The organism is Lysobacter sp. (assembly GCF_035655815.1).
Lineage (GTDB): Bacteria > Pseudomonadota > Gammaproteobacteria > Xanthomonadales > Xanthomonadaceae > Lysobacter_J.
Window position 1 is genome coordinate 16465 of sequence record NZ_DASRTS010000031.1, and the last position, 14278, is coordinate 30742.

The 14278-nt window shown below is 67.0% G+C and carries 12 protein-coding genes; 6 read left to right on the forward strand and 6 right to left on the reverse strand.

Annotated features, from left to right (window positions below):
• Position 1: 1 nt before the first annotated feature.
• Both VFE83_RS08305 and pilG read right to left on the reverse strand, forming a co-directional pair.
• The gene (locus tag VFE83_RS08305) at positions 2–367 is read right to left on the reverse strand and encodes a response regulator (protein WP_324904973.1); all 366 of its coding nucleotides are present in this window, start codon (positions 365–367) and stop codon (positions 2–4) included.
• Between the two features lie 20 nt (positions 368–387).
• Positions 388–786, reverse strand: coding sequence for a twitching motility response regulator PilG (gene pilG, locus VFE83_RS08310; RefSeq protein ID WP_115843698.1), 399 nt, complete (start codon positions 784–786; stop codon positions 388–390).
• A gap of 389 nt (positions 787–1175) precedes the next feature.
• On the opposite strand from pilG, the gene gshB reads away from it, so the two are divergent.
• Both gshB and VFE83_RS08320 read left to right on the forward strand, forming a co-directional pair.
• A complete protein-coding gene (gene gshB, locus VFE83_RS08315) occupies positions 1176–2153 on the forward strand; it encodes a glutathione synthase (RefSeq protein ID WP_324904975.1) in 978 nt (325 codons plus the stop codon).
• A gap of 136 nt (positions 2154–2289) precedes the next feature.
• Positions 2290–3162: an energy transducer TonB gene (locus VFE83_RS08320; RefSeq protein ID WP_324904977.1), complete on the forward strand. Its 873-nt coding sequence runs from the start codon at positions 2290–2292 to the stop codon at positions 3160–3162.
• A 150-nt stretch (positions 3163–3312) separates the two neighbouring features.
• Here the strand turns inward: VFE83_RS08320 and tsaB are convergent, their stop codons facing one another.
• Positions 3313–4032 carry a tRNA (adenosine(37)-N6)-threonylcarbamoyltransferase complex dimerization subunit type 1 TsaB gene (tsaB, locus tag VFE83_RS08325; protein WP_324904979.1) on the reverse strand — a complete coding sequence of 240 codons (720 nt, stop codon included), beginning with the start codon at positions 4030–4032 and terminating at the stop codon, positions 3313–3315.
• A 13-nt stretch (positions 4033–4045) separates the two neighbouring features.
• Here tsaB and VFE83_RS08330 point away from each other — a divergent pair, with 13 nt between their 5' ends.
• The gene (locus tag VFE83_RS08330) at positions 4046–4501 is read left to right on the forward strand and encodes a hypothetical protein (RefSeq protein ID WP_324904981.1); all 456 of its coding nucleotides are present in this window, start codon (positions 4046–4048) and stop codon (positions 4499–4501) included.
• 28 nt (positions 4502–4529) lie between these two features.
• On the opposite strand, the gene VFE83_RS08335 is transcribed toward VFE83_RS08330, so the two are convergent.
• From VFE83_RS08335 to mrcB, 3 genes are all read right to left on the reverse strand, one after another.
• Positions 4530–6611, reverse strand: coding sequence for an ATP-dependent DNA helicase (locus VFE83_RS08335; protein ID WP_324904983.1), 2082 nt, complete (start codon positions 6609–6611; stop codon positions 4530–4532).
• Between the two features lie 146 nt (positions 6612–6757).
• A complete protein-coding gene (locus VFE83_RS08340; RefSeq protein WP_324904985.1) occupies positions 6758–7288 on the reverse strand; it encodes a tetratricopeptide repeat protein in 531 nt (176 codons plus the stop codon).
• Complete coding sequence (mrcB, locus tag VFE83_RS08345) at positions 7285–9666, reverse strand: penicillin-binding protein 1B (protein ID WP_324904987.1); 2382 nt, start codon at positions 9664–9666, stop codon at positions 7285–7287. The genes VFE83_RS08340 and mrcB overlap by 4 nt, the downstream gene beginning before the upstream one ends.
• A gap of 344 nt (positions 9667–10010) precedes the next feature.
• Here mrcB and VFE83_RS08350 point away from each other — a divergent pair, with 344 nt between their 5' ends.
• Genes VFE83_RS08350 through VFE83_RS08360 form a run of 3 tightly spaced genes read left to right on the forward strand, consistent with a single transcriptional unit; the run spans position 10011 to position 14277 of the window.
• On the forward strand, positions 10011–11081 hold the full coding sequence (locus VFE83_RS08350) for a glycosyltransferase (RefSeq protein WP_324904989.1): 1071 nt from the start codon (positions 10011–10013) through the stop codon (positions 11079–11081).
• Positions 11078–11308: a hypothetical protein gene (locus VFE83_RS08355; RefSeq protein ID WP_324904990.1), complete on the forward strand. Its 231-nt coding sequence runs from the start codon at positions 11078–11080 to the stop codon at positions 11306–11308. Before VFE83_RS08350 ends, VFE83_RS08355 begins: the two co-directional genes overlap by 4 nt.
• Positions 11305–14277 carry a glycosyltransferase family 1 protein gene (locus tag VFE83_RS08360; protein ID WP_324904993.1) on the forward strand — a complete coding sequence of 991 codons (2973 nt, stop codon included), beginning with the start codon at positions 11305–11307 and terminating at the stop codon, positions 14275–14277. Before VFE83_RS08355 ends, VFE83_RS08360 begins: the two co-directional genes overlap by 4 nt.
• The last annotated feature ends 1 nt before the right edge of the window (position 14278 follow it).

Consider the following 14278-nt stretch of genomic DNA (forward strand, 5'->3'; position numbering starts at 1 on the left):
GTCAGGCGCCCAGGAGCGCGTTGATGCGGGCGATCAGCTCGTCCTCGCGCGGCGGCTTGACGATGTAGTCGCGCGCGCCCTGGCGCATGCCCCAGGCCTTGTCGGTATCCATGCCCTTGGTGCTGACGATCAGCACCGGGATCTGGCTGGTCGCCGCATCCTTGGACAGGGCACGGGTGGCCTGGAAGCCGTTCATGCCGGGCAGCACGACATCCATCATCACCAGGTCGGGCTTCTCGCGCTTGCAGGTCTCGATGCCGTCCTCGGCGTTGCCCGAGGCCAGTACCTGGTGACCGTTGCGCTCCAGAAGCTGGGTGAGGACGGCCGTATCGGTCGGCGAATCCTCGATCAGAAGAATACGTGCCATTGCGTGCCCTACCCCCCGGTTCAGGCGTTTACGTGCGTGCGGATCGCGTCGAGCAGTTCTTCGCGTGTGAAAGGTTTGGTGAGGTACTGCTCGGAGCCGACGATGCGTCCGCGCGCCTTGTCGAACAGGCCATCCTTGGAGGACAGCATGATGACCGGCGTGCCCTTGAACAGATGATTGTTCTTGATCAGCGCGCAGGTCTGATATCCGTCCAGCCGCGGCATCATGATGTCCACGAAGATGATCTGCGGCTGTTGATCGGCGATCTTCGCCAGCGCTTCGAAGCCGTCGGTGGCGGTCACCACCTCGCAGCCCTCGCGCTTGAGCAACGTTTCGGCAGTCCGGCGGATGGTCTTGGAGTCGTCAATGACCATGACCTTGAGACCGCCGAGGCTGCCGTTGCGGACCTCGTCTAGCATTTCGAATTCCCCCATGCGAATGCCGCCGTTTGCAGGCATTTCGCCAGTCGCCTTTATTCCAAGCCGCGCCGGACCTGTCAAGCAGGCGTGACGACGGGCAAGCTGAACGCGCCGCAGCCCGCCTGGCGGGCGGGCCACCTCCGGATCGGACACGGGGACCGGCAGACCGGTCGCGGGGCGATGCAGGGCACGTGCATTGCATATACCTGATGGGCGGGCATTTTCCGAGCGGCGCATGACCGAGCCGCGACAGCGGTTCCAGTCTGCGGGGCGGCGGTGCCTCCGGTCGGCGGAGGGCGATGTGGGGCGGACCGCAGCATTCCAGGCGCGGACCCGGAACCCGCGGACGCGCCTGCTACCATCGCGCCATTCTTTTGCCGCGTACTGCCATGACGCTCGACATCGTCGTCGTGATGGACCCGATCGGGTCGATCAAGATCGCCAAGGACTCGACCTTCGCCATGTTGCTGGAAGCCCAGCGGCGCGGGCACCGGCTGCTCTACGTGCGCCCCGGCGCCCTGTCGGTGCGTGACGGTTCGCCCGAGGCCGTGGTCGCGCCGCTGCAGGTGCGCGACGACAAGAACGGCTGGTTCGAACTGGGCGATTGGCGGACGCTGCGCTTCGGCCCGGGCCAGGTCGTGCTGATGCGCAAGGACCCGCCGGTCGACAACGAGTACCTGCACGACACGCAGGTGCTCGGGCTGGCGCAGAACGCCGGCGCGCTGGTGGTCAACGACCCGCAGGGCCTGCGCGACTACAACGAGAAGCTGGCCGCGCTGCTGTTCCCACAATGCTGTCCGCCGACACTGGTAAGCCGCGATCCGGCCGCGCTGAAGGCCTTCGTCAACGAACACGTCGAGGCGGTGCTGAAGCCGCTGGACGGCATGGGCGGGCGCTCGATCTTCCGCGCACGCGCGGGCGAGGCCAACCTCAACGTGATCCTGGAAACACTGACCCAGGGCGGCCACAGCCTGGCCATGGCGCAGCGCTACCTGCCGCAGATCAGCGAGGGCGACAAGCGCATCCTGCTGGTGGACGGCGAGCCGGTGGACTACTGCCTGGCGCGCATTCCGCAGGGCGACGAGTTCCGCGGCAACCTCGCCCAGGGCGGGCGCGGCGAAGGCCGGCCGCTCAGCGAGCGGGACCGCTGGATCGCCGCGCAGGTCGCACCGGAGATGAAGCGTCGCGGCATGCTCTTCGTGGGTCTGGACGTGATCGGCGATTACCTGACCGAGGTGAACGTCACCAGCCCCACCTGCATCCGCGAACTCGACGCGCAGTTCGGCATCAACATCGCCGGCCTGCTGTTCGACGCTATCGAGCGCAAGGTCCAGGCGTGGATCCTGGACTCGGATTTACGCGGATGAACGCAGATAAGTCGGATCCGCGAAGCCTTGCGACGCGTTGCGACGCACCGCGCATTCGCTTGCGTTCTACCGCTCTATCGTCGCAAGTCCCGATCCGCGTCCATCTGCGTTCATCCGCGTCGAAAATGCGTTTCGCATGAGCACCCTCGCCGCCAATTACGACGACACCGGCAACGGCCGCGTCAGCGCCACCTTCGTGCTGTCGCTGCTGGTGCACGGCATCCTGCTGCTGGGCGTGGGCTGGACGCTGGAGAACGCCGCGCCGGTGATGCCGACGCTGGACGTGATCCTGACCCAGACCAGCACCGCGCTCACGCCCAAGCAGGCGGATTTCCTCGCGCAGGCCAGCAACCAGGGCGGCGGCGAGCACGACAAGAGCACGCGTCCGCGTGAGGCGCAGTCGGGTCCGCTGCCGCAGGCCGCCACCGGCATCGCGCCGCGCGAATTGCGCGCGCAGTCGCCGGCGCCGCAACCCGCGCCGCAAGCGCGCGTGGTCGCCAGTACGCGCGGCGAGAGCGTCACCGCAGCACCGCGCGCGACGCCCACGCCGAGCGAGCGGCCGCTGCCGCAGGGGCGCGAGAAGATCGAACGCGACGTGGCGATGGCGCGTCTGGCAGCCGAGATCCACATGCGTTCGGAGCGCTACGCCAAGCGGCCGACGCGCAAGTTCGTTTCGGCAAGCACGCAGGAATACGTGTGGGCCTCGTACCTGCGCGAATGGGTCGATCGCGTCGAGCGCGTGGGCAACCTCAACTATCCCGACGAGGCCCGGCGGCGTCGGCTCGCGGGACAGGTCGTGATCAGCGTGGCGATCCGTCGCGATGGATCGGTCGAACGCGCGGACATCGTCAAGACCAGCGGCACGCCGCTGCTGGACGCCTCCGCACTGCGCATCGCCCGGCTCGCCGAGCCCTATCCGCCGCTGCCCCGCACCGACGAGAACCCCGACGTGCTGCACGTGACGCGGACCTGGAACTTCCTCCCGGGCGGCACGCTGGTCGACGACTGAGGGGCGGGCGGCACTGATAGGCGAAGCGCCCCTAGCTGGTCATTCCCGCGCAGGCGGGAATACATCTTTCCGACCCGATTCCGGCCTACGAAGGGCGTGATGGCTCCGACGCCTGGATTCCCGCCTGCGCGGGAATGACGGCAGGAAAGATCAGCGCTTCGAATCGCGCAGCGCCTGCTGCTCCTGCAGCGTGAGCGCCACGTTGTTGCGCAGGTAGGCCGGCTCGATGCGCTCGGCGGGCAGCGCTTCGCCACGCGCAAACTCGAGCGCGCCCAGTCGGGCGACGTCCGACGCATGCGGCAATTGCATGGCATCGATGTTCGCGAAGCGGTCGGCCAGCCGATTGGCAAGCGCGCCGTCCGCGGCACCGAAACCTGTCCCGACGCCGATCCATCCGCTTTCCGCTCCCGGCATGATGACGTTCTCCTGCGGGCCGACCGTTTCGTCGCTCAATGGATGCGCATCGCCAGCGCGGAGTTCGTAAGCCGCCGCGTAGACCTCGCCCATGCGCGCGTCGATGGCAGCCAGCACGCGTGTTGCGCCTGCCTCGCCTGCCGGTTGCCAGGCTCGCATCGCCAGCGCGGCAAGCGTGGACACGGGGATGATCGGGCGATCCAGTGCCAGCGCGATGCCCTGCGCCAGAGCGATGGCCAAGCGGACGCCAGTGAACGCCCCCGGGCCGCGGCCTACGGCGATCGCGTCGAGCTGCGAGCGCCGGATGCCCGCATCAGTCAGCAGCGCATCCGCCCACGGCAGCGCGAGTTCCGCATGCCGGCGCGGCGCGAGCTCGAAGCGCTCGCGCACCTCGCCGTCAATCGACAACGCGACGGACAGAGCTTCGGTGGAGGTTTCGAAGGCGAGGAGTTTCATGGGATGGGGGACGGTGACGACCCCGGCATTCTACGGGGCAGCGTCCTGCATCCAGGACAAATCCAATGGCCGGGCCATCAACGCGCGGCGAGAATTGTCCAACTACCCCACAAAGGCGCTCGCGATGGCTCCGTCCGCGGAAGGCTACACCCCCGTTACTGCCGCGGTTAAGCGCCGCAGAATGGCTGCGGCGCGGATCATGTCGGTGCTTTCGGTCCTGTCCTTCTGCGCGTTCGCGGTCACGCTGGTGTACGTCGAACTGGGCAACGCCGGCTGTTGGGGCGGCGCTTTCCTGATGATCGCCTCGATCGTCCTGGTGTGCGCTCCCGGCCTGGTGCTGTTCGTGATATCCGTCTGGCGCAGGCCAGCGGAGGCGCTGTGGCTGGTACCGGCACTGGTCGTGCTCGCCTTCGCGACGGGCGTTGCCCTTCAGCTGATACCCGGCCCAACGTGCAGCGGCAGCGGCTGACCGACGCCTTCCCGCACGAGACTGCGAGCTATACCTGCTCCGGCGCAGGCTGCGCGAAGAACGCCTGCACGTCCTCCACCCGCCGCGTCTTCGGCAGCGGTGGCAGCGAATTGAGGAACACGTTGCCGTAGGTCTTGGTGGTCAGGCGAGGATCGCACAGCACCAGCACGCCACGATCGCTCTCGTTGCGGATCAGGCGGCCGGCACCCTGCTTTAGCGCGATCACCGCCTGCGGCAGTTGTTCGTCGCGGAACGGATTGCCGCCGTTGCGCCGGATCGCATCCAGGCGTGCCTCGAACACCGGATCGTCCGGCGCGGCAAAGGGCAACTTGTCGATGACGACCACACTGAGCGCATCGCCGGCCACGTCGACGCCTTCGCGGAAGCTCGCCGCCCCGAGCAGCACACCGTTGCCCGATGCGCGGAAGCGCTCCAGCAATACCGGACGCGGCGCCTCGCCCTGCACGAACAGCGGCCACGGACCGTCCCTGAGCAATTCCGCGGCTTCGCGCAGCGCGCGGTGCGACGCGAACAGCACGAAGGCGCGGCCGTTGGACGCCTCCAGCACCGGGCGGATGCGCTCGATCATGCTCTCGTTGTAATGGCGCACGGTCGGGTCCGGCAGGCCGCGCGGCATGTAGCACAGCGCCTGCGTTTCCCAGTCGAACGGACTGGGCACCAGCAGCGTGTGTGGCGGATCCTCGCCCTTCAGGTACAGGCCGAGCTTGATCGCGAAATGTTCGAAACGTCCGCCCACCGCCAGCGTCGCGGAAGTGAACACCCACGCCGCCTGCGAGCGCGCGCGATGCTGCGCAAGCGGTCCGGCCACGTCGAGCGGCGTGCGCGCGAGGCGGAAGCCACGTGCGGTCAGCTCGTACCAGAGCACGCTGCCATCGTCGCGGCGCTTCCGGTTTGCCGGTTCTTCGCCGCCGGTGGCTTCGTCCTGCATTTGCGGCGTTTCTTCGTCGTGATCGTCCGGCGACTCGGCCGAATCGTCGCGCCAGCGCTTCAGGCGTCCTTCGAATTCGACTGCACGCGCGGCGCAGGCATCGAATCCCGGCGAGGTCGATGCGTACGGCTGTACCACGGCATGGAACTGCCGCAGTGCCTGTTCGAGTGCGTCGAATGCATCCTCGACCGGCGGCTCCTCGGCGGCGCGCCGACGCGTGCCGCGGACCGGCAATTCGTCCATCGCCGCACGCAGCGCACGCACGCTCTGCTCAAGCGCGCGCGCCGGCTCCTGCACCGAGGCGAGCGCGGACGGCACCTGCCGGCATTCGGTGAGCGCATCGCGCGCCAGTTCCACCAGCGGACGCGCACTGAGCGATTCACCGAAGAATTGCGCCGCCAGTTCGGGCAGTTGGTGCGCCTCATCGACCACGAAGGCCTGTGCACCGGGCAGGATTTCGCCGAAGCCTTCCTGCTTGAGCGCCAGGTCGGCCAGCAGCAGGTGATGGTTCACGACGACCAGGTCGGCCGCCTGCGCTCGCTGGCGTGCCTGCACCACGAAGCAGTCGGCGAAGAACGGGCACTCACTGCCCAGGCAGTTCTCCGCGGTGCTGGTGACCATCGGCAGCAGCGGCGAGTCTTCCGGCAACGCGTCGAGTTCGGCCAGGTCGCCCATGCGCGTGCGTCCGGACCAGGCGACGATGCGCTGGAACTGCGCGGCCATTTCGCGCGAAGTAAACCGTGGTTCGCCCTGTGCCTGGCGCATGCGGTAATGGCACAGGTAATTGGCCCGTCCCTTCAGCAGGGCCGTCTTCAGGCCCACGCCGAGCGCATCGCGCACGCGCGGCAGATCGCGGTGGTACAGCTGATCCTGCAGCGCGCGCGTTCCGGTCGAGACGATGGTCTTCTTGCCCGACAGCAGCGCGGGCACGAGGTAGGCGAAGGTCTTGCCGGTGCCGGTGCCGGCTTCCGCAAGCAGGGTGCCGCGCCGGTCGATGGCATCGGCCACCGCCGCCGCAAGATCCTGCTGCGCCGGTCGCGTCGCGAACGAGGGGATGTTGCGCGCGAGCTCGCCGCCGTCGGCCAGCGCCTCGCGGCTAGCCTGGCTCAGCCGGTTTTCGTTCCGGATCGTGTCGCTTGCCGGTGATGCCGCAGCTTGCATGGAGTCTCGACGTGGCCCAGGGATCGCATGCGGCCTCTCCCTGACGACGCGCGCCGATCACGGGAACTTGCGGGACGACACCACGGCCGTCGCTGCGCACACCTGCCTATTCTAGGCCCTCGCCGCGATGCGGCCGGGCCGGCGATTCAGTACCGCACTGGCGCGGACACGGTGCAGGCATCGCGATCGCGCCGGGCCTCGGCCACGCCGGCACCCGGCACGTCGACCGGAATCGGCCGCGCCTGCCGCACCTGCGCGATGGTTTCCATGTGCCGGCGGCACAGCGGGCCCACCTTCGAGCCGCGATCCAGCGCCTGCTGCGCGAAACGCTCGGCTTCGTCCAGTTGCTTCATCAGCAGCGCGGCCTCGGCGCGTTCCTGCAGCAGCGCCGGATCGTCCGGATTGAGCTGCAGCGCGTGGTCCAGCGCCGCCGCGGCCTGCGGATACTGGCCTGCGCGCTCCAGCCGCTCGGCCTCCTCGCGGAGGTCGTCCACCTGCGGGTCGCGCAGCGGCTGCACGTCCAGCTCGGTGTTGGCCGCACCGCCCGCCGCGCGGATCGCGGTCACCGCAGCGACCGCGTCGAAGTCGGGCTGCGGCGCCGGCGACGGCGTGGTCGAACACGCGGCGACGACACCCAAAATCAGCGCGGCGAGCGCGGCATGGCGGATCACGATCATGGCTGGTTCTCTTGCTGCGGTGCTTCCTCGCGGGGCTGTTCGTCGTTGTCGCGGCCGAAGCCGAACCATTCGCGCCAGCCGCCGCCTTCCTCTTCCACCGGCTCAGGCTGCGGACACGGCGCGTAAGGCGGCGCGAAGCCGGCCACGTACGCGAAACGCCGCGCGCCCGGGCAATCGGCGTCGGTGGTGTTGGAACCGATGGTCCACTGCCAGTCGATGCCCTTGTTGCCCACTTCCAGCGGCGCGGTCGGCAGGCGCGAGAAGATCGCCGACCACACGCGCATCGCGCCGGTCGCACCGTACAGGCCAGTTTCCTTGTTCTGGTCGTTGCCGACCCAGATCACGGCCAGGTGGTCGCCCGTCCACCCGGCGAACCAGCTGTCTCGGCCGTCGTTGGACGTACCGGTCTTGCCGGCCGGCGACAGCCGACCCAGGCCATCGCGCACCAGTTGCGTGCCGGTGCCGTTGGACACGGCCTGCTGCAGGGCGATGGTGATCAGACGGGCGGCGATGGCGTCGCCGTCCTGCGCGGGCGCGGGCTCCTTGTCGTAACGGTTCAGCGCCTTGCCGTTGGCGTCGAGCACGCCGCGCACCGCGTGCAGCGGCTGGATCTCGCCGCCGGATGCCAGGAACTGGTACAGCTGCGCCATCGCGTACGGGCTCTGGTCCACCGCACCCAGGATCAGTGCGGGATTGGGCTCGGCCTCGATGCCTGCCAGCGTCTTGATCAGGCCGGCGATGCGCTCCGGATCGACCTGCATGCCCACGCGTACCGTGGCCTGGTTGTACGACATGGCCAGCGCGTCGATCAGGCGCACCGTGCCGTGGCTGCGGCCATCGGAATTGCCTGGGTTCCAGTCCTTCTTGCGATTGCCCAGCTTCACTGTCACCGGCGAGTCGTCCACCCAGGAGGCCAGCGAGTACTTGCCCGGCTGGGCCAGCGCCAGCAGGTAGACGAACGGCTTGAGCAGCGAGCCGACGGGGCGCTGCGCCTCCACCGCGCGGTTGAAGCCGTGCTCGGCCACGCTGCGGCTGCCGACCACAGCCACGACCTCGCCGTTGTGCACGTCGGTGACGACCAGTCCGGTCTGCAGCGGCGGGCGGCGCTTGCTGTCCAGGCTCTTGAGCGTGCGCGAGACCGCGCCTTCCGCCAGTGCCTGGGCCGCGGGCGACATGCCGCTCATCACGCTCAGACCTGCCCCGGCCAGCGCGTCGGCCGGATAGTCGCGCGCCAGCTGGCGGCGGATCAGGTCGACGTACGCGGGGAAGCGGTTGGCGGCGGTACTGCCGGGGTCCTTCGTGACGCCGAGGGGTGCCTTCAGCGCACGCTGGTATTCCGCGTCGTCGATCAGCTTCGTCTCGTGCATCTCGCCGAGGACGAAGTTGCGCCGCTCCAGCGCGCGCTCCGGATTGCGGCGCGGGTCGTAGTAGGAAGGACCGCGCACGATGCCGATGAGCAGCGCGACCTGTTCCGTGCTCAGGTCGGCCAGATCGCGGCCAAACCAGAACTCGGCGCCCGCGGCGACGCCGTGGATCGCCTGCGAACCGCGCTGGCCCAGGTACACCTGGTTGAGGTAGGCCTCGAGGATGGTCCCCTTGTCGTAGCGGGCCTCGATCAGCAGCGCGTACAGGATCTCCTTGCCCTTGCGGCTGAGGGTGCGCTCGCGGCCAATGCCGAGCAGGCCGCTGCGGGCGAGCTGCTGGGTCAGCGTGCTGGCGCCCTGGGTGCGCCCGGTGGCGGTCTTGAAGGCCGCACGGATCATGCCGCTCAGGTCGATGCCGTAGTGGCTGTTGAAGTCGCGGTCCTCGACGGCCTGAAGGCCGGTGACCAGCAGCTCCGGCACCTCGGCCAGCCGCACCAGCCGGCGTTCTTCCTGCTTCTGGCCGTACAGTGTGGCGATGCGCGCCGGGTCCAGCCGGGCAATCTTCAGGGCCTTCTTCGTGGCGCCGTCACGCACCGCGGCGACCCTGCTGCCAGACAGCGACACTTCGATGCGGCGCGCCGGCACCGCGCCATCGACGTCGTTGAAGCCGCGGCTGGAGATCAGCCAGCGGCCGCCGTTGCGCACATAGGTTCCCGGGCGAATGCCATCACCGGCGTGGTAGGCCGCCGCGTCCAACTCGGTCTTCAGAGTGGTCGCATCCAGCGTCAGCCCGGGCGCCAGCTCCAGCGGCCGCGCATAGACGCGGGTGGGAATCTGCCAGCGCAACTGGCCGAACCGCTCACCGACCTCGTGATTCAGGTACAGCGTGTAGGGAATCAGGAAGCCCAGCCCGAGCCCGATCGCGGCCAGCGCCCAGGTGACCAGGCGCCGGCGCCACTGCGGGGTTTCGCTGTCGTCGATGCTTTCGTCTTCGTCGTAATCGATTCGGGCCACGGCATGGGACAATGACAGGGCTGCGCCCTCGTGCCGCGAGTCTAACGCAGCGGGCCGTAGGCGCCGGCCGGCGGCCCTCCCACCCCGTGCCGCTGGATGGATTTCCTTCAGGTACGAGTGCGGACGAAGCTGCTCTCGCTACTGACAAGGTCATATCTGTGGTCGAAGAACTTCGCTGGCAAATCAGGCGCTGGATGCATCAATACCGACGCATGCTGGCCAGTGTGCAAATGCGGGGTTGGCGTTCAACATGGACGCGTGTCCTGGAATTCATGCGTCGGCGCGGCATTCGGAGCGGCAGCGCTGTCCAGGAGGCCCTGTCCGATCCAGGCGGGAAACGCCACATGTTGATCATCGATGCCAGTGCGCCGGATCCTTCGCGCGACTCTGGTTCGTTGCGAATGCATGCATTTCTGCAGCTCCTGCGCGAGGCTGGCTGGCAAATCGACTTCGTCGCTGACGATGGAGCAGCTTCAGTGCACGACATCGAGCGTCTCGCGCAGATCGGAGTGTCGTACCGATCAGGCAACATCCTCCCGTGGCTGCGCCGCGAAGGCGCGCGAATCGACTCGGTCGTTTTGTCACGGGCGCCCATCGCGGCCCAGTATCGATCGCTGATCCGCAAGTTCGCACCGCAGGCACAGTTGGTCTTCGACACCGTTGACCTTCATTTCCTGCGCGAGCGACGTGGTGCGGCCGTAGCCGGGAGCAAGATCCTGCAGCGCCAGGCCGATGCGACCCTGCAGCAGGAACTGGGACTGATCAGGGACAGTGATCTATGTCTGGTCGTGAGCGAAGAAGAAAGGCGGATGCTCGCGGAGTTGCTCCCGGGCACCCGTGTCGAGTTGCTGAGCAATATCCATCAGGTACACGGGCGCAGTGCTTCCTTCGAGGAGCGACGCGACCTGCTGTTTGTCGGTGGCTTCTCGCATCCACCGAATCTTGACGCAATGCAATGGTTCATCCGGGAGGTGCTTCCCATCGTACGGTTGCAGGCACCAAAGATACGGCTGCACGTCGTCGGCGATATCACCCCTCAAGCCTCGGAAACGCTGCGTGGCGAAGGAGTGGAACTGCATGGGCGAGTGGAAGACCTGTCAGCGTTGATGGAGGCGTCCCGTTTGTCGGTGGCACCACTGCGCTTTGGAGCCGGCGTCAAGGGGAAGGTGAACCTTGCGATGAGTTACGGACTGCCCGTAGTCCTCACGCCGATCGCTGCTGAAGGCATGCATCTACTGGATGGGCGCGACGCATTGATCGCGGAATCTCCATCGGACTTCGCCGCCGCTGTCCTGCGCGCTTACTCCGACCCGGTTCTTTGGCGGGAACTCTCCGACGCAGGCCTCCGCAACATCCAGAAGTACTTCTCGGTCGACGTGGCGCGCCAGCAGGTCAACCGGATTTTCCCCGCGTGAACATTTCCCACATCAATGGCTGGATTGGCCGCAGTCCCACGCTCAAGCGCCTCCTGGTTCGCCTTGTGGCGCGCATTCCCGCATTTGATGCTCGCCTGCGGCGCGCTGTACACGATGCCCAGCACACCCGATCGGCCGTGCAGATCGACGCCGCGCATCTTCCGGAGGAGTCCCTGCTTCTGTTCCGACGCCTGAAGAGGCATGCAGCGCAGGCACGCTCCCGATGAAGATCGTGATCGACATGCAGGGGGCCCAGACGCAGAGCCGCCGGCGTGGCATTGGACGGCACACGCGCGATCTGGTCCGCGCGTTTGTCCAACACGCGGGTGACACGCACGAAATCCATCTGGCACTGAGTTCGCCCCTCATCGACGGGATCGACGAACTGCTGGCTGAACTTGTCGAGTTAGTGCCACTCGACCGCATCCACTGCCTGCGGCTGCCACTCGAAACCGCGACGTTTTCCCCCGCCAACGGCTGGCGTCGGGCTGCTGCAGCACGACTCATGCGTCATCAACTGGATGCGCTGGAGGCCGATTGGGTATGGCATACGAGCGTGTTCGAGGGCTTCAACGAGGATGCGGTGGTACCTGACCGACCACTCGCACGGGCCTCGACAGCTGCGATCCTGTATGACGTGCTCCCGCTTCAAGATCCGGCCACTTCGCTGCCGGATCCTCATATGCGCCGCTGGTACGCAGAGCGCCTGGAGTTCTTGAAGCGCGTTGACTTGCTGACCTCGATTTCCGATTACAGCCGCGAGGACGCAATCGCGAGAGCTGGGCTGGATCCAGACCGGATCGCAACGACAGGCTGCATCATCGATGCGAAGTTCGCGCCGATGCGAGCGGGCACTCCGGCGCTCGAGCGTACCCGTGAGCGTCTTGGCATTCCGTCGCGCTTCGCCCTGTACGCCGGCGGCTTTGATCCGCGCAAGAACGTACCCTTGCTGGTTTCCGCGTACGCAGCGCTGCCGTTGAGCGTCAGGTCCGGTTGCCCCCTCGTGCTCGCTGGGCATATTCATCCCGATCATCGCCGCGAATTGGAGAAACACCTGATCAGGATGGGGCTTGGCAACCACGAAGTGTCCATCACCGGATCGATTGACGACGAAGAACTGATAGCGCTGTACAGCACCTGCGCATTGTTCGTGTTTCCTTCGCGTGCGGAAGGATTCGGCCTGACGCCGGCCGAAGCCATGGCGTGCGGCGCACCTACCCTGGCGAGTAGCGCGACGAGCTTGCCGGAAGTCCTCGGACTGAGTGCGGCGATGTTCGACCCGAACGATCCGGTTGAACTCGCGAGCAAGATGCAGCGCGTGCTGACCGATGCGGAGCATGCGAATCAACTTCGCCAATACGGAGTGGAGCGGGTCAGACGCTTCACCGCGGAGGCCGTTGCCGCGCGTGCGTTGCAGGCATTCGAGCGCCACAGCGCGTCCCGCATCCGGGCGGTCCGATCGGCCGACCCTGCAGTTGCCGGCACGGTTCCGTCACCGTTCGTACTCCCGGCGTGGGCCGAGCGCGCTGGACTGTCCGCCATCGTGTCGCAGGGGTCAGATGTAAACGAAGGATCACTGCCGGTGCCGGAGGCCGCTCCCCGGCTGATTCATGTGCTCGATGCCCAAAGCTCGGCCGAGGCAATGGAGCGGGCGACGCTCGAACCCGGGGTGATCCTGCTCGATGAGTCCGTCCCGTCGGCTTCGCTCCGGGACACTCGTATCGGCACCTATCTTGGTTCTGGATATCACGCACTTCGTGATGCCGACCGCAACGGCAACCACGATCCCCTCGCCGCGCTCGTGCCTGTGCTCGAATCTTCCGTGGGCGTCCTGACGAGGACGCGTTATCTGGCCGACCGCGTGCAAGCCGTCATGGCAGCGTCGGGAGCGCCCGCCGTTCCGGTCTGCGACATCAGCGAGATCACCGGCATCGAGGCGTGGTTCGAGCGATCGCACTCATCAACAGAAGAAGTCCTCGCGCGTGACATCGCTGCCCTGCCCGGCGATTCGAACGCTGACGATCTGGCCCAGATCGCCTATGGAGCCAGCGCGATTCGTGTCTCACGGACTAGGCGCTGGTTCGTCGATGTCACCAGCATTGCCGGACGTGACATCGGCACTGGCGTGCATCGGGTGGTCCGCAACATCCTGCGCAACTGGCTAGAGGCGCCTCCGGCCGGCGTGCGAATCGAGCCGGTGAGATACGAGGACGGTGATTATCGCCATGCACGCAGCTACGCGACTTCTTTGCTGGAACTGGAAGACCTGCAGCTCGAGGAAGGCATCGTGTTACCGCGACGTGGAGACAGGTTCGTGGGACTGGACTGGTCGCCGGAATCGCTCTCGGCCGCTTCCTGCCGCGTAGCGGACTGGCGGCGCGGCGGCGTGTCGACCTCTTTCCTGGTCCACGACCTGCTTCCGGTGCGTTCCCCCCAGTGGTTTCACGCCTACTCGCGCGAGCTGTTGGCCCGCTGGCTCAATGACATCAGCTTCCTGGCCGACAGCGTCGTTTGTGTGTCCCGGGCCACGGCCGCCGATTACCGCAACTGGCTCGCCGAGAACGCCCCGCTCTTCCAGTTCCGCAAACCGCCCCGCATCGGATCGTTCTTCCTCGGCGTCGATCCGCTGACGCTCCAGAGTGAGGTTTCCGCCTTGCGTGCATCACTGCATGCGGCCGTGCAACGGCGACCTTCCCTCCTGATGGTGGGGACGCTGGAACCGCGCAAGGGGCATCGGGATGCGCTCGATACGGCCGAGCGCCTCTGGAGTAGCGGCTTTGATTTCAACCTGATCATCGTCGGCCAGCGTGGGTGGCTCATCGACGACCTGATTGCACGGATCAAACGGCATCCGCGGAACGGCGACAGCCTGCATTGGCACGACGACGTCCATGACCGGGAACTGGGCGCGCTCTATGCGCAAGCCACGGCGCTGCTCGCGGCCTCGCAGGGCGAAGGGTATGGGCTACCGCTGATCGAAGCGGCCCAGCACGGTCTACCCGTGCTCGCGCGCGATATCCCGGTCTTCCGTGAAGTGATGGGCGAGCATGCGACGTATCTGCCCGACGATGCGTCACAGTGGGACGTGATGATCCGCGATCGACTGTTGGCCGGTCGTGGCACCCCGATGGCCAGGCAATGGCCGACGTGGTCCGAGGCGGCGACCGCACTGGCCCGCTCGATCACGATGAACTGAC